The organism is Novosphingobium sp. ST904, assembly GCF_001298105.1.
Taxonomy (GTDB): domain Bacteria; phylum Pseudomonadota; class Alphaproteobacteria; order Sphingomonadales; family Sphingomonadaceae; genus Novosphingobium.
In genome coordinates this window covers 34938-49722 of the sequence record NZ_LGJH01000126.1, presented here as the reverse complement: position 1 = coordinate 49722, position 14785 = coordinate 34938, and the positions used below count along the sequence as shown (strand labels likewise).

Annotated in this window: 16 protein-coding genes; 9 read left to right on the top strand and 7 right to left on the bottom strand. The window is 64.3% G+C overall.

Annotated elements, in window-relative coordinates:
• The 3 genes from ADT71_RS33165 to ADT71_RS07305 all read left to right on the top strand — a co-directional run.
• A partial coding sequence (locus ADT71_RS33165) for a hypothetical protein (protein WP_231635681.1) occupies window positions 1-291 on the top strand: 291 nt, incomplete at its 5' end.
• A gap of 8 nt (window positions 292-299) precedes the next feature.
• Complete coding sequence (locus tag ADT71_RS33160) at window positions 300-503, top strand: hypothetical protein (RefSeq protein WP_231635680.1); 204 nt, start codon at window positions 300-302, stop codon at window positions 501-503.
• A 27-nt stretch (window positions 504-530) separates the two neighbouring features.
• Window positions 531-1844 carry a peptide MFS transporter gene (locus tag ADT71_RS07305; RefSeq protein WP_054435982.1) on the top strand — a complete coding sequence of 438 codons (1314 nt, stop codon included), beginning with the start codon at window positions 531-533 and terminating at the stop codon, window positions 1842-1844.
• Between the two features lie 246 nt (window positions 1845-2090).
• On the opposite strand, the gene ADT71_RS07300 is transcribed toward ADT71_RS07305, so the two are convergent.
• Complete coding sequence (locus tag ADT71_RS07300; RefSeq protein WP_054435981.1) at window positions 2091-2759, bottom strand: helix-turn-helix domain-containing protein; 669 nt, start codon at window positions 2757-2759, stop codon at window positions 2091-2093.
• Between the two features lie 209 nt (window positions 2760-2968).
• Between ADT71_RS07300 and ADT71_RS07295 the strand changes: the two genes are divergently transcribed.
• The 4 genes from ADT71_RS07295 to ADT71_RS07280 all read left to right on the top strand — a co-directional run bounded on the left by ADT71_RS07295 (window position 2969) and on the right by ADT71_RS07280 (window position 6107).
• Window positions 2969-3865, top strand: a complete 897-nt coding sequence (locus tag ADT71_RS07295) for a LysR family transcriptional regulator (protein WP_054435980.1) — start codon at window positions 2969-2971, stop codon at window positions 3863-3865.
• 128 nt (window positions 3866-3993) lie between these two features.
• Window positions 3994-4971: an alpha/beta fold hydrolase gene (locus ADT71_RS07290; RefSeq protein ID WP_054435989.1), complete on the top strand. Its 978-nt coding sequence runs from the start codon at window positions 3994-3996 to the stop codon at window positions 4969-4971.
• A 24-nt stretch (window positions 4972-4995) separates the two neighbouring features.
• Window positions 4996-5625 carry a pyridoxamine 5'-phosphate oxidase family protein gene (locus ADT71_RS07285; protein WP_054435979.1) on the top strand — a complete coding sequence of 210 codons (630 nt, stop codon included), beginning with the start codon at window positions 4996-4998 and terminating at the stop codon, window positions 5623-5625.
• Window positions 5625-6107 carry a nuclear transport factor 2 family protein gene (locus tag ADT71_RS07280; RefSeq protein ID WP_054435978.1) on the top strand — a complete coding sequence of 161 codons (483 nt, stop codon included), beginning with the start codon at window positions 5625-5627 and terminating at the stop codon, window positions 6105-6107. Before ADT71_RS07285 ends, ADT71_RS07280 begins: the two co-directional genes overlap by 1 nt.
• Before the next feature lie 9 nt (window positions 6108-6116).
• Here ADT71_RS07280 and ADT71_RS07275 read toward each other — a convergent pair whose 3' ends face one another.
• On the bottom strand, window positions 6117-6527 hold the full coding sequence (locus tag ADT71_RS07275; RefSeq protein ID WP_054435977.1) for a hypothetical protein: 411 nt from the start codon (window positions 6525-6527) through the stop codon (window positions 6117-6119).
• A 627-nt stretch (window positions 6528-7154) separates the two neighbouring features.
• Here ADT71_RS07275 and ADT71_RS07270 point away from each other — a divergent pair.
• The gene (locus tag ADT71_RS07270) at window positions 7155-7475 is read left to right on the top strand and encodes a hypothetical protein (RefSeq protein ID WP_054435988.1); all 321 of its coding nucleotides are present in this window, start codon (window positions 7155-7157) and stop codon (window positions 7473-7475) included.
• A gap of 36 nt (window positions 7476-7511) precedes the next feature.
• A complete protein-coding gene (locus ADT71_RS07265; protein ID WP_197282935.1) occupies window positions 7512-7988 on the top strand; it encodes a cysteine hydrolase family protein in 477 nt (158 codons plus the stop codon).
• Between the two features lie 195 nt (window positions 7989-8183).
• Here the strand turns inward: ADT71_RS07265 and ADT71_RS07260 are convergent, their stop codons facing one another.
• From ADT71_RS07260 to ADT71_RS07245, 5 genes are all read right to left on the bottom strand, one after another.
• Complete coding sequence (locus tag ADT71_RS07260) at window positions 8184-8561, bottom strand: hypothetical protein (RefSeq protein WP_369818196.1); 378 nt, start codon at window positions 8559-8561, stop codon at window positions 8184-8186.
• 91 nt (window positions 8562-8652) lie between these two features.
• Window positions 8653-9789 (bottom strand): hypothetical protein, encoded by a 1137-nt coding sequence (locus tag ADT71_RS33155; protein WP_231635679.1) that lies wholly within the window; start codon window positions 9787-9789, stop codon window positions 8653-8655.
• The gene (locus ADT71_RS33150; RefSeq protein WP_231635678.1) at window positions 9786-11447 is read right to left on the bottom strand and encodes a M14 metallopeptidase family protein; all 1662 of its coding nucleotides are present in this window, start codon (window positions 11445-11447) and stop codon (window positions 9786-9788) included. Before ADT71_RS33150 ends, ADT71_RS33155 begins: the two co-directional genes overlap by 4 nt.
• A 136-nt stretch (window positions 11448-11583) precedes the next feature.
• Window positions 11584-12861, bottom strand: coding sequence for a M20/M25/M40 family metallo-hydrolase (locus ADT71_RS07250; RefSeq protein WP_132469203.1), 1278 nt, complete (start codon window positions 12859-12861; stop codon window positions 11584-11586).
• 15 nt (window positions 12862-12876) lie between these two features.
• On the bottom strand, window positions 12877-14784 hold the full coding sequence (locus tag ADT71_RS07245) for a TonB-dependent receptor (protein ID WP_231635677.1): 1908 nt from the start codon (window positions 14782-14784) through the stop codon (window positions 12877-12879).
• Window position 14785: the final 1 nt, after the last annotated feature.

Sequence of the window (14785 nt, the reverse complement as noted above, 5' to 3'; positions counted from 1 at the left end):
GACGGCAGGGTGGGAAAACGGCAAGGTCACGCGCGTATTCTACGAACCGGTCGCGCCGTTCATGGTCTGGACCCGGTTCCCTGGTATCGCGACAGCGCATGGCTTCTGCCGCTTTCCGGCGCCGCGCTGGCGATCATCCTGCTCACCGCCCTCGCTTGGCCGATCGGCGCCACGCCCGCAAGCGCCATGGCGCAAAGCAGACGCTGGCAGGCCGCGACCTCATCGCCTGCCGCGCCGTCGCAGCCGGTGCGTGGCTGGTTCCGCTTCTGCTCGGAAGCTGGGGCTTCGTGATCGCCCGCGTGACCAAACTCGTCACCCCCGGTGCACTGATCCTGTTCAACCAGATCGTCGGTGCGCCGCTGTTCCTCGGTTTCGCTGCCCTCACCGCCTGGAACATGCTCCTCGTCTGGAAAGGGAAGCGGGGCTGGTTCCCGAAAACGTGGAGCGTGCTGCTCCTCCTTTCCGCGCTGACCATTCTCTGGCTGGCCGTGGCGACCACCTGATAAGCTTCGGCGCCGACTGGTAAGGTCATGCACGCAAAACCTGCACCCACGGCGGCGACGCGCAACTGGTTCGGCCAGCCACCGGGGCTGACCGTCCTGTTCCTCACCAACATGTGGGAGCAGTTCTCCTACTTCGGCATGCGCGCACTGCTGGTCTACTACATGACCCGGCAACTCATGCTGAGCCAGGGGCAGGCCTCGTTCGTCTACGGCGCCTATACGGCCTGCGCCTATTTCACGCCCATCGTGGGCGGGATGATCGCGGACCGCTGGCTGGGCAAGCGCCGCGCAGTCACGCTGGGTGCCACGATCATGGCGACCGGGCATTTCATGATGGCGTTCGAACCGCTGTTCTACGTGGCGCTGGCAACGATCGCGCTGGGCAACGGCCTGTTCCTGCCCAGCCTGCCCAGCCAGATCAACGACCTCTATGCACCCGGCGATCCCCGGCGCGGCTGGGCCTACAACGTCTATTACCTCGGCATCAATATCGGCGGCTTTCTGGCGCCATTGATCTGCGGCACGCTGGGCGAGATCTACGGCTGGCACTACGGCTTCGGCGCGGCCGGGATCGGTATGTTCGTGGGCCTGCTCATCTACCTCGCAGGCCAGCGCCACCTGCCGCCCGAGCGGTCACCGCAAGCCGGAGCAGACGAGAGCGAGACCGTAACCGGGCCGGCCGACTATCGCCGCACATGGTTGGTCCTGGCCGCCGTGGGCCTTTGCGTGACCGTATTTCGCGGCGCCTACGAACAGGTAGGCAATACCGTTGCGCTCTGGGCCGACAGCGGGATCGACCGTCGCCTCGGCAGCCTGACCATTCCGATGACATGGTTCCAGTCGCTAAATCCCCTGCTGGTCATGATGCTGACGCCGCCGTTACTCTCGATGTGGCGGCGGCGGGCAGAGCACGGCCGAGACACAGCGCCAGCACGGCGCATGATGCAGGGCGCGTTGATCGTCGCCATGGCCTATGCTCTGCTCGCGGCCGTTGCCTGGCAGGCGGGCAGCGGGAAGGCGGACTGGCTTTGGCTGGTGCTGTTCTTCGCGCTGTTCACGGCGGGCGAACTGTTCATCCTGCCGACCGGCCTCGGCCTGTTCGCGCGCCTCGCCCCGCCGCGCCTCGGGGCGACCACCGTGGCGGCTTGGTACCTCGCGATCTTCGCCGGCAGCCTTGGCGCAGGTCTGGTGGGAACGCTGTGGAGCCGCATGGGCCATGGCACCTACTTTGCCCTGCTCGCCGTGATCGCCGTGATCGCCGCAGTGCTGCTTCGCCTGCTCGACCCGGCCGTTCGCCGCGTCGCAGAGGAACACCGCACGGGAGGCCCGACGGATGCATGAGAGATGTCCCGAATAGACCCAGGACATCGACAGGCGCCCCCTCGTCATCCCCCGGCCTGTCTGCTGTTCCCCGGAGATACGGCCGGCATAATCGAGGCTTGCGGCAAATAGCTTGGCGCATGAACTGAGGGCGCTGGAATATGCCTATATTTCAAGGCCAATCGTCGCAACTTAGGCCATTTTTGTAAGTGCCGAAGCGACGCCCAGAATAGCGCCGCTCATGAGTTTACGGTTCAGGCCGGCGCCTCATTCCTTGCGCGAGGCCCGCTTTTTCTGCGCCGTTTCATCGCCGGAAGCCGTTTTGCGCTGCGCCTCGTGGATCAGGCTGGACAAGTCCTCCTCGGCGCTGGACATGACACTGACGATCGTCGTCTCCTTGTGCCCCGGCGCGCAGACATAGGCGTGACCCATGCCGGAATCGATGTAGATCGATTCTCCCGCCTTCAGTTCCAGCGGCTCGTAGAACTCGGTGTGGACAGTGATCGCACCATCGACGACGAAGATGAACTCCTCGCCCGAATGCCGCAGCAATTGGCCGAATTCGCCAAGAGACTGCGCATGGATGCGGGAGATCACCGGCACCATCCGTTTCTGGCGCAGTTCGGTGCAGAGGTAGTAGTATTCGTAGTTGGGCGTATCGACCCGCACGGCCCGGTCCAGCGTTCCCACGCTGCGACGCCCCATGATCGTTGCCGGCGCGCCTTCTCCCTCGGCGAAGAGGTCGGCGATGCTGATGTTCAGCCGCTCGCCCAATTGCTGGAGCTTGTCGTAAGTCAGCGAGAGGCGGTCGTGCTCCACCTTGGACAGGGTGGAAACGGGAATGCCGCAAAGCTCGCTCATTTCCTTGAGAGTCCAGCCATTCCGCGTGCGCAAGTCGGCGATTACCGCGCCCAAGCTTCTACGACCGCCTGCCATCCAAATCGCTCCCGCTCAAAAGCCCATCTAGGCGCATTTTGTCCTAATTGGAAATTACCCCTTATCATCCGCCAGTAGTATTAGACAACGGAGAGGTTGCCGACCGGACATGCATATCCGGGGGGCGCACCTATCCAGTCTTGCACGCGGCATTGACCGTAAAGGCCATTTCCGCGCAACGTCCTGCTCTTTTCCAAAGGGGGGATGGGTTGGACCGCTGGCAGGCCATGAAGATCTTCGTCAGGGTGGCGGAAGCAGAAAGCTTTGCGGAGGCCGCCCGGCAGTTGCGCATCAGCCCACCCGCGGTCACGCGGGCGATATCCAGCCTGGAAGACCAGATCGGGGTCAGGCTGCTCGCGCGGACGACACGCTCGGTAAAGATGACCGAGGCAGGACGGCGATACTTCGAAGACTGCCGCCGCATCCTTGCCGACATTGCCGATGCCGAAGCCTCCGCCGCCGGTTCGCACGGCAATCCCACGGGCGCGCTCATCGTCACCGGGCCGGTCATGTTCGGGCGGATGCACGTGCTGCCCATCCTGCTCGAATATCTCGACCGCTTTCCAAGCGTGACCGGGCAGACCCTGTTCGTAGACCGCCCGGTGAACATCGTGGAGGAAGGCATCGATGTCGCGATCAGGATCGGCAACCTTCCGGACTCGGGCCTGAGCGCCACGCGGGTCGGTTGGGTCCGCCGGACGATTTGCGGAGCCCCGTCCTATTTCGAAAGGCATGGCGTCCCCCGCTCCCCGGCCGATCTTGCGCATCACCGGGTCATCATGCCGACCGGTGCCTGGGTATCCCCCGAATGGCACTTCGGTGCGGATAGCCGCACCAGCGTCACCGTCCACCCGCGCCTGCTCTGCAACACTAACGAAGCCGCCATTACGGCGGCAGAACAGGGATGGGGAATTACCCGCGTGCTGTCCTACCAGGTCGCTCCGGCACTGGCGGCAGGCCGTTTGCAACCGGTACTCGAAGACCATCTGGAAAGCCCGATCCCCGTTCACGTCGTTCATGCCGCAGGGCGACACGCTACCGCCAAGGTACGGGCCTTCGTCGATCTCGCAGTCGAGAGACTGCGCAGCAACAGCCTTCTTCTCTGATCCGATTGTTCCGAATCATGAAATAATGACTTCCAAATCCAGCGAATTAACGCGGGTGATCGCAGCAATTACATCTTTCACCAGAGGCTGACGCAGATCGCGCAGCGGCACTGAACAAGGTGGAAGACATGACCAAGCGACTGATCCTTTCCCTGATGCTGGCGACTGCCGGTATCGCCGCGCCGGCGAGCGCGATGGCTGCCCCCACGCAGGATATCGCGGCGACGAGCATCGCGCCGGCAACCGTCCACTACCGCTCGGCGACCATCGACGGGGTGAAGATGGCCTACCGGGAAGCCGGTCCAGCCGATGGACCGGTCGTGCTGTTGCTGCACGGTTTCCCCACCAGCTCGCACATGTTCCGCAACCTCATCCCGCTGCTCGCCGATCGCTACCATGTGATCGCGCCTGACTATCCCGGCTTCGGACAGAGCGATGCGCCCGATCACGAGCAGTTCACCTACAGCTTCGGCCATTACGCCGAGATGGTGGATGCGCTGATGGGGCAGCTCGGTGCGCAGCGCTATGCCATGTACGTCATGGATTATGGCGCGCCGGTCGGCTACCGGCTGGCGATCAAGCATCCCGAGCGGGTCAGCGGGCTGATCATCCAGAACGGCAATGCCTATGACGAAGGGCTCGGCGCCTTCTGGGACCCGATCAAGGCCTATTGGAAGAGCGGATCGGCCAAGGACCGCGCAGCGCAGGCCTGGCTGGTGACGCAGAAAGCGACCATATTCCAGTACACCGACGGCGTCAGCGACCTGTCGCGCATCAGCCCGGACAACTGGGTGCACGACCAGGCCCTGCTCGACCGCCCGGGCAACAAGGATATCCAGCTCGACCTGTTCTACGACTATCGCACCAATGTGCCGCTCTATCCGCAGTTCCAGCAGTTCTTCCGCGAGCGCAAGCCGCCGACGCTGATCGTCTGGGGCAAGAACGACACGATCTTCCCCGAGCCGGGCGCCCATCCCTACTTGCGCGATCTGCCCGAGGCGGAACTCCACCTTTTCGACACCGGGCATTTCGCCCTTGAGGACAAGCTGGACGAGATGGCCCCGCTCATCCGCAACTTCCTCGACCGCAAGGTTGCGCCCCGCTGACCGCCCTCACATCGGAGACACATCATGTCTTACGGATTTCTGGATATCGCCATGACGCCCAGCGTCCGCGCGGCCCAGGCGGAAATGGGCGCCGACCGGCAGTGGGCCCACTTCGAGGGCGACCGCGAATTCGACCGCTTCACCAGGAACGAGGCCGCCTTCATCGCCGCGCGCGACAGCTTCTACATGGGGTCGGTGTCGGAGGACGGCTGGCCCTATGTCCAGCATCGCGGCGGCCCCGCCGGGTTCCTCAAGATGGTGGATGAACGGACGCTGGCATTCGCCGACTATCGCGGCAACCGCCAGTATATCAGCACGGGCAATCTCGCGGCGAACGACCGGGCCTGCCTGATCCTGATGGACTACCCCAGGCGCATGAGACTCAAGATCTACGCGCACGTCGAAAAGCTGTCGCTTGACGCGGATGCGGCGCTGACCGATCTCGTGCTGGACCCCGGCTACAAGGCGCGGCCGGAACGGATTTTCCGGCTGCGGCTGGAAGCGTTCGACTGGAATTGCCCGCAGCACATCACCCCGCGCTTTACCGAACAGGAAATCGAACAGGCGCTGAGGCCGCTGCATGAGCGCATGGCCGAGCTGGAAGCGGAGAATGCCGCCCTGCGCGGCAGGCTGGAGGAGCAAGGAGAAGCATGATGGACGATACCCTCGCACAACACCGCCCGCCGCTGCCGCCTTTCACGCTCGAAACCGCGACAGAAAAGGTACGCCTTGCCGAAGACGGCTGGAACAGCCGTGACCCCGGCAAGGTCGCGCTGGCTTATACGCCCGACAGTGTGTGGCGCAATCGCGCCGAATTCGTGAACGGCCGCGCGGCCATCGTCGCGTTCCTGGCCCGCAAGTGGCAGCGTGAGCTCGACTATCGGCTCATCAAGGAACTATGGGCCTTTCACGATAATCGCATCGCCGTGCGCTTCGCCTATGAATGGCATGACGACAGCGGCAACTGGTTCCGGTCCTACGGCAACGAGAATTGGGAGTTCGACGAAGGCGGGCTGATGCAAAAGCGCTTCGCCTGCATCAACGACGCTCCGATCTCCGAAGCCGACCGCCGGTTCCGCTGGCCGCTCGGCAGGCGGCCGGATGAACACATGAGCCTTAGCGAACTCGGCATGTGACTGGCTTTCCTAGCGGCAAGTCACATTGCCGCGGTCCAGCTCCCTGCCCAGCAATGCACCGCCGCCCGCAGCGGCCAGCGATTCAAGCGTCCGGCCGCCGGCCAGCTTCGCAAGGATCGCGCCGCCCACGGCGCCCACGACCAGTCCCGTCGTGCCGTCGCTGCGGCGGCAGTAGGCGCGGCCGTCACGCCCCCTGAACACGGTATCGCGGCGCGAGAGGCGGCGCTCCCCGTTCTTTCCCGGGGCATAGGCCCTGGACGGCTCCCAGTCGCGGCGATCGCCGTGCCAACCGCGATCGAGGTTCTCCGTGCGGCCGTGCCGGGCATCGTCTTGCGGGTTCCAGCCCTGCGCCTGCGCGCCGGGCGCTGCGAAACCCAGTCCGAGCATGGCGGCGCACGAAAGGATCTTGAATCGTTTCATCGCATAGTCCTGAAAATCGAAGCGCCGGGGTGAAGGTGCACGAGCGGGCCGCGCGAGCACGGCCCTCTCCGTTGCGAACCGTCCAGACCTTCCGGGCGGACCTTGGTCCGCTGCGACCCGGAAGGCTCGGTGGTGGAGCGGGGAGCAAGGCCTCGGACTATCGCTGACGTGCTCATGCACCTTCACCCCAGAGACACCGCCGGAGAGCTTCATCCTCACGGAAAAATCTATCTCGGCCTCATGGGAAACGACCTGGGGATCGCGGACCGGGCTGAGGCTGGAAGCGGCGTTCCGCTACGTCGGCCCCTCGCGGCTTGGCGTCGGCTCCTACCTCGACATTCCCCAGGGCGATTATCTGGCCGGCGACCTTGCCGCACGCCTTGACCACGACAGGCTGGGCCTGTCGCTGACGATCGCCAACGTCACGGATTCGCACGGCAACACCTTCAGTTACGGCAACCCGTTCGGCGTCGGGCAACGAGACCAGATCACGCCGCTGCGCCCCCGCACGATCAGGATCGGAATGACCCGCGCGTTCTAGGCTTACGACCTCGGCGGCGTGGACGAGTTCCGCTTCGCCCGATTAGCGTGATGGTGTTCGGCCGTAACCATGCTAGAGGCCTCGAAATGCTTCACAACAACAGGCTTGCCGGTTCGGTCATCGTTGACGGGCTTCAATATGACTGGGAACTCCGACGCGAGCCGCAGTGGAGCGATTTCGACGGCTGGAGGGGCATGACCGTGTCCCTGCTACAGAAGAACACCCAGCGCGGCGCACTGCTGGAATTCCCGCCGCCGAAGCGCCTTCTCAAAGGCCTGCAACGGGGTCGTCTCCAGATCAGCGACGCGATCGTCACACGGGGAATCCGCGCTGCCCTGATGGCCGGATGGGAGCCGGAATCCCGAGGAAAACCGATGGTCTTCGTGGTCGACGCCGACGGGAACTAGGGTAGCTTTTTTACGCGGCGCCCGTTAGTCCGGTTCATGGAACAGGCCCTTCTCGTCATCGACATACAGCCAAGCTTCAACCCGCCCCAATGGCTGGTCGAAGGCGCAGCGCAACTCGCGCGCACCATGCGCTCCGTGGCGACGGTCGAGCGGCATGACGAAACCGTCACGCCGTTCTGGAAGCAGTTGGGATGGAAACCGGCGCCCGATGATCAATCGCTGGTCGAAACCGGCAGACTATTCGTAAAGCACGGCTACTCGCCGCCGCCGGAACTGATCCGCCATCTGAAAGACGAAGGGGTCGAGCGCGTGCTGGTGTGCGGCATCCAGGCGGATACCTGCTGCCTTGCCGCGGGCTTCATGTTGTTCGACGCCGGCCTGCATCCCACGATGCTGAAGTGGCTGACGGTCGGATCCTCGCTGGACCGGTCGCCGCGCTGGGAGCCCGGCTTTGGCGGCACCACTTCGGCCAAGGCTCGGTACTGGAATCGCCACAGGAACTCGAAGCCCTGATGCACGGCTAGCGCCGCGCGGCCCGCCATTGCCGGATGGTCATGCCGTTTCCTGAGGACCGGCGATTCCTGAATGGCAATATGGGCCATCGCGGGGTCGGCGTGGAGCCGTGCCCCGGATCACGTCCCGGGTGCCGGTGTACTTCTATATCTCGTTGATATCATAGAATTTTTCCTGAGCGGTGCAGCAGGTTTTTCATCCCCCTGGGCAGCGATCACTGATAGCGCAGGGTCTTCTCGAAACCCTCGTTGCCTTGGTCATCCTGGCCACCTTTCGCAGTTGCCCGCGAACATGCCGCTCGAACCGGGCATCGTCGTAGATGCCAGTGACCCGGTACTCGTCCTGAGCGATCAGTTCCTTCAGCCGCTGCGCGAACGCGGCCTGCTCGTTCGTGCAATCCGCCCCCTTCAGGGCACGGCAGACCCATTCCTCGGCAGCAGCCTTGTCATAGTCGTCCTGCGCCTCGTAGCCGCGCCTGTCCGCCGCAGCCTGATCCAGCTTCGAAGCCTCGAACCGGCGCTCCAGCCATTTGCGGACCTGTTCGCCATCCCATGCCTTCGACGGACTGTTCATCATATTCTCCAAACCTCGCCCGCCATAGCGCAAACCGATGGCACAAGCGAAGCCCGCAAGCCGCAAATCCGCATGAACTGCGCGGCCGGGGTCAGTTCCCCGGAACCGGCCCAGCATCGCTGCCCGACAGCAGCACGCCATTGAACAGGAACTTGAAGGTTGCGAAAGGCTGGCCTCGCTGGGTCACTTCCGGGCCCATCAGGAAGACCCGCCCCTTGCCGAGCCCGGCCTCGACGATGCCCGCCCCGCCGTTGAGCAGCTTCTGGCCCCAGGCCCAGCCGGAAACGAGCGGGTCGTCCTTGTCGAACCAGCTCACCTTGCGCACGGCGGGCCCGTCGGCGCGGAACACCGGGTTGTTGTTATAGAAGAGGTTGACCGTGGGCGCGACACCGAAGGCCAGAGGATCGCCGCTGTCGACTTGCGCGCTCAGGATCGATCCCGGGACGTAGAACGTATTGGCGGACACCCTCTTCGGCTTGCCGTCGCTCCCGCGCGGGGCAAGCAGGTTCGTGACGGGAACGCCGATCTGCTCGCCCATGCGCGTGGCATTGCCTACCGCGATGACGGTGCCGCCCGCCCTTGCGAAAGTGGCGACTTGCGGGAAGGTCTTCTCCGGCGTGATCGTGCCGAGCATCTTGCGATAGGCTGCCGGGATGGTTTCGGCATCGGGCTGCGGGCGCACGGGACCTTCCTCCCGGCCGAGCACGTCGCTCTGGAAGACGAGCACATCGTATTTCGCTTTCAGCCCACCCTTGTCGAGCGCCTGTGGGTAGACCAGCTCGTAAGGGAATTCGTACTGCTCGAAAATCCAGCGCGTCCAGCCCGAGGCCATCGAGCCGCCGTATATATCGACGAGCCCGATCTTCACCGGCCTGATCGCAACCGCCTCTCCCCCTGGCCTGGCCGCGACGGCATGGGCATCGAGCCCGAGCGGGGCGACAGCGGCGGAGACGATGGCCTTCGCGCCGGCCGATGCGGGAATCCACAAGGCACCCGGGGCGAGCGTCTGCCCGTCCACGCTCAGGCCCTCCTTCATCCAGAACACCGGCAACCCTGCCTTCAGCAGACGATTGGTGAGCGTGAAGCTGTTGTTCACCCCGTGATCGACGATCCAGCCCGCCCCGCCCGAGCCCAGCACCCGGCCCGGTGGCGGTGCGGCGATCTCTTCCGGCACGAGCGGGAACGCGGGCGGCGGCGCATCGAGCACGCGGTCGAACGCGACGTTCATCTGCAGGGCCAGGGTATAGCCGGTGATGTCATAGGGCTTGATCGGCGGCCGCCGGCATAGGCGAAGTCCTGCGGATGGTCCTGCGGCTCAAACATGTCGAGCACGTGCGGACGGAACGCCTGATCGCTGCGCACGACATAGCTGCCCGCAGGATAGCTCCTGCCCTCGAAGGTGAAGGCGGACGGCGCCTGCTGCACCTCGATCCCGGTCTTGATGAGCGCATTGAGGAAACGCACCGTCGTCGGCATGTCCTGCTGCCGGTCCGCCGGTATGATGTAGGCGCGCGGCGCGCGTTTGTCGGGGGCGTTGAGCACGGTCTTGTAAAGGCTGGCGGGCACGACCTTCTCATTGCCCCAACCGTAGCTGCCGATCTCGTCCGCCCCCGGCGGCGGCATCGTCCTGGCTGCTTCCCGTACCGCATCCAGCCGCCGGGGGGTGACGACCCATCTGTCGGTGCTGCCCTTGGCGATCTGGTTCCGGCCCATGACATAGCGGTTGTACTGGATCGTTTCCCGATAGCGCGAGGTATAGTCGAGTATCGCCCGGTCCATCTCCTTCACGTAGTCCAGCGATTGCTGGAAGTGCCAGTCCTGCGGGGCGATCGGCAGAACCTCGTCCTGCCTTGGCAACTGGTTTTCGGGAACCAGCGGGATCTTCATCGGAGTGGGATTGCCGATGATCTCGGTCAGAATGCCGATCTGGTTGTGGAAGTAGCCGATGGTGCGGATGCCGCCGTTGAACCAGGTCGAATATGGCGCGGCGGAACGCATCGCCGAGCCGCCCATGCCCTTCGCCACCAACCGCGCATGCATCATCTGGCCGACCACGTCGGTCTGGTTGATGACCAGCGGCTCGTTGTTGAAGTTGTAGGGATCGCGGAACGGCGGAATGAACACCACCGCGCCCAGCGGCCCTGTCTGGTGCTGGTTGTAGAGGATCTGCGGGAACCACTCGCGATAGCCGGCGCGGTTCATGTTGGTCGTCTCGGGCTGGGTCGAGGCGAAGCTGTCGCGGTTGTTATCGTGGCCGATGTACTTCTGGTAAAGCACCGGAATCGAGTCCGTCGTCAGCTTGTGCGGATCGGCCATGTACCAGTCGGCGACGAGTTCCAGCCCGTCCGGGTTGGCGAAGACGAACAGCATGATGTCGTCGCCCAGCAGGCGCAGCGTCTCGGGATCGTTGCGCGTCAGCATCTCGTGGATGATCTGGACATGGCTCTGCGCGTTGACGATCTCGCTGGCGTGGAGCCCGGCGTCCATCCACACCATCGCCTTGCCCTCTGCGGCAAGCGTCTTCGCCGCTTCGTCGTCAAGGCCCTTGGCCAGCGCCAGCTGCTGCGCGATGCGGCGGTACTTGTCGAGGTTGCGGATGTTGTCCGGCGCGGAGACGACCGCCATGTACTGCTCGCGCCCCTCGGCAGTCTTGCCAATGGATACAAGCTTGATGCGATCGCTTTCCCGGGCGACCTGCATGAGCCAGGCTGAAATCCTGGTGTAGTCGGCCAGGAAGTAGTCGGCGCCCACCGTTCCGCCCACGACTTTCTCGGGCGCGGTGACGGCAGCACTCGTCGGCGGCGCATCCTGAGCCAGAACCGGCCCCGAAAGCACGAGCGGGAGCGAAAGACACGTGGCGGCAAGCAACAGGTTGCGACGGGACATGGCGTTACTCCGGATCGGTGAGCAGGCAAGGGACGGCGGCGCTTCGAGAAGCGTGGCCCGAGCGGGTTTCGAAATCTGCGCGAACGAGGGAAAAAGCCGGCGGGCCGCTGGAAAAGGCCCGCCCCGTCAGGATGGGTCAGCGTGCTTCGGCGAGGGCCAGGACCGTTGCCAGACCGACCGCCATGTTCTTCAGGTCCTCGGGCGGGTTCATCTTCATGCCCTCCTCCAGCGAGTGGGCGCGGAAAGTCTCGAACCCGGAACCGAGCGTCACCGCCTCGATCCCCATGCTCATCGGGATGTTGCTGTCCGTTGACCCGGCGCCGTATCGCGGCTCCACCCCCGCACCCCGGGCGACGGCAGCGGCGATCTTCACGATCCGGGCGTCCTGCGCGGTGGTACCGACCGGGCGGTCCCCGATCAGCTTGGCGTCATAGGATATCTTGCCCTTCGCAACCGAGCGCGCGGCATTCTCCGCATCCACTGCAGGCTGCAACAGGGCCAGGAACTGCTTTTCCTCCGCATCCAGTTCAGGTTTTCCGTTGGATCGCATGTCGATGGTCATGGCGGTGGCGAAGGGGATCGAGTTGACCGAAGTGCCGCCCTCCAGGATGCCGACGTTGTAGACGGTCTTGGGCTCCACCGGCGCCTTGATCTTGCCGAACGCGACCATGGCATTGGCCATCGCGAAGGCTGGGCTGACGATCCCGAAGTCCCCCATCGAATGCCCTCCGGGACCATTGAACGTCACCTTGTAGCGGCGCGACCCGGTGCCGGCATTGGTGATACGGCCGGGTTCGCCCGGCTCGAACGAGATGAAGTACTTGATCCTGTCCTTGTACTTGCCCTTCTGGAAAAGATAGCGCGATCCGCGCAGGTCGCCGGGCCCTTCCTCGCCCACGTTGCCCATGAACAGGATGTCGGCCCTGGTGGCGTAGTCGGCATGCTTCATCGCGCGAATGAAGGCGAGCAGGACCGGCAGGCTGGAAGTATCGTCGCCGATGCCAGGTGCGTAAAGACCATTGCCCTCGCGCCGCACTTTCACATTCGTGCCGCCGGGGAACACGGTATCGAGATGCGCGGTGACGACGATCAGCGGACCGCCACCCGTCCCCTTGCGCAGACCCATGACATTCCCGACCTCGTCACGCTCCACGTCGGTCAGGCCCTCGGCCTTGAGCATCGCCATGTAGGCGGCGCCGCGCGCGTCCTCCTTGAACGGCGGAGCTTCGATCTCGGTCAGGGTAATGATGTCCTGGATGATCCTGTCGTAGTCGGCCTCGAGCGAGGCCCTGGCCTTGGCGAATTTCGCCCCGCCGAGCAGCGTGGCGGCAGCCTTGTCCTCCGCGGTGGCCGCGTGAGCCCCCGGTGTGGCCAGCGCGAGCGCGGCAGTTGCCGCCAGCAATGTGATACGCATCCCAAGTCCCCTGGATTAGAAGTTGCTGTATATCGTCGCGCCCATCGTGCGCGGTGCGGTGGTCGCCCAGTAGTCGGGCACGCCCGACGCGCTGGAGATCGTGTTCACGCCGATCTTGTCGAACAGGTTGCGCACATAGAGGAACATGCCCAGCCGGTCGTTCTGCACGCCGACGCGCAGGTTCACCATCGAATATTTCCCGAACTCCCGGTAGAGCGCATTGGTAGGCCGGATCTGCGAGGTCATCTTGCCGGTATAGGTCCAGTCGGCGCGCAGCAGCCCCGTGAAGTCGTTGAAGGCCGGGAAGCTGTATTCGGCGCCGGCGCTGGCCGTGGTGCGCGGGATCAGCGGCAGGATATCGCCCTTCCGGCCCGCGGCCGTCACCTCGGCGCTGATCTGGTCGGAGGTCAGGCGCGGCTTGAGATAATGGAACGCGGCGTTGAGGTAGAGGCCGGAGAACGGCGTTGCGCTCGCTTCCACCTCGACGCCTTCGATGCGTGCCGAACCGACGTTGCCGATATAGGAGAAGTTCCCGTACGTCGCCTGGACCGAGGTTTGCAGGTTGTTCCAGTCGATCCGGTAACCGTCGATATTGAAGGTCAGCCTGCGACCGAACCACTGGGTCTTGAAGCCCGCCTCATAGTTCCACAGGGAATCCGCCGCGTAAGTCTGCGCCGATTCCGGGATGCCCGGCGTCAGGTTCGCACCGCCGGGGCGGAAGCCCTGCGAAGCGGTGGCGTAGAACATGATGTCCGGCGTGAGCTTCAGGTCGACATTGAATTTCTTGATAAGGCCATTGGCGTCGGCAGTAACTTCCCGATAGGCGCTGGGCGCCTGGCCGTTGAAGTAGTTGTAGCCCAGGTTCTCGCCGCCAACGGTCTTCTTGTAGTCGTAATATCGCAGGCCCGCCGTCACCGTCAGCGGCTCGAAGATCCGGTAGCTGATTTCGCCATAGACGGCGGACTGCTTCACTTCGTCCGTCACATAGCGCGAGCCGAGATCGACGACCGGCTGCTGCGGCTCGCCCGTGGCGGGGATGCCCGCGAACACCAGCGTGTCGACGCGGTCGTTGCGGTCCTCCCGGAACAGGCCGACGGTATAGCTGAACGGCCCCTTCCCGCTGGAGCTGAGCCGCAGCTCATTCACGAAGTTGCGCACGAAACGCGGCTGGTAATTGCCGATCGGCTGCTGTGCGGCCGCCCAGTTCTGATAGTCCTGCCGTAGCTGCGCCGATGTCAGCCCGCCGGCATCGGCCGCGCATGTGCCGGAGCTGGTCGTCGCCCCGGCGCTCGTGCCTTGCAGCAGCGAGCCGGCGTATGTGTTCTGGAACAGGCCGCAGTAGCGGTTGGAAGCGGCGATGCTGGCATAGTTGTCCGAATTGTCGTTGGTCTGCCGCACATCCCAGCGATAGAACGAATTGTTCAGCGCCAGGGTGCCCACAGGCGTTTCCCACTTCGTTTCCAGCGCATAGAGCTGCAACTTGTCGTAAGCCGGCGAAGCCACCTTCTGCGCCGAGATGAACGCGCCCTCCGAGGGTGCCCACTGCGAAGTCCCGCCGAACTTCTGCGTTTGCAGGATCGTCATGAAGTTCATGCTCAGGTTGCCGGTGGGCTGGAAGCCCAACTGGAAACGCCCGCCTTCGAGCACCGAGCGGTTGAGGTCCTTGCGGCCGATCGTCGGATCGTCGACATAGCCCGGATTCTGCTGGCGATAGAGCACCAGCCGTGCGGCCAGCACGTCGTTCACGATAGGTACGTTGACCGCGCCTTTCAGCGAATAGCCGAACTCGCCGTGCTCTACCGCTTCGGCTCCCATCTCGGCAGCGCCCTCGTACTTGGCGAGATCGGGCTTCTTGAAGATCACCCGCAGCGTCCCGCCCATCGAACCCGACCCGTACAGCGTTCCCTGCGGCCCGCGCAGCACC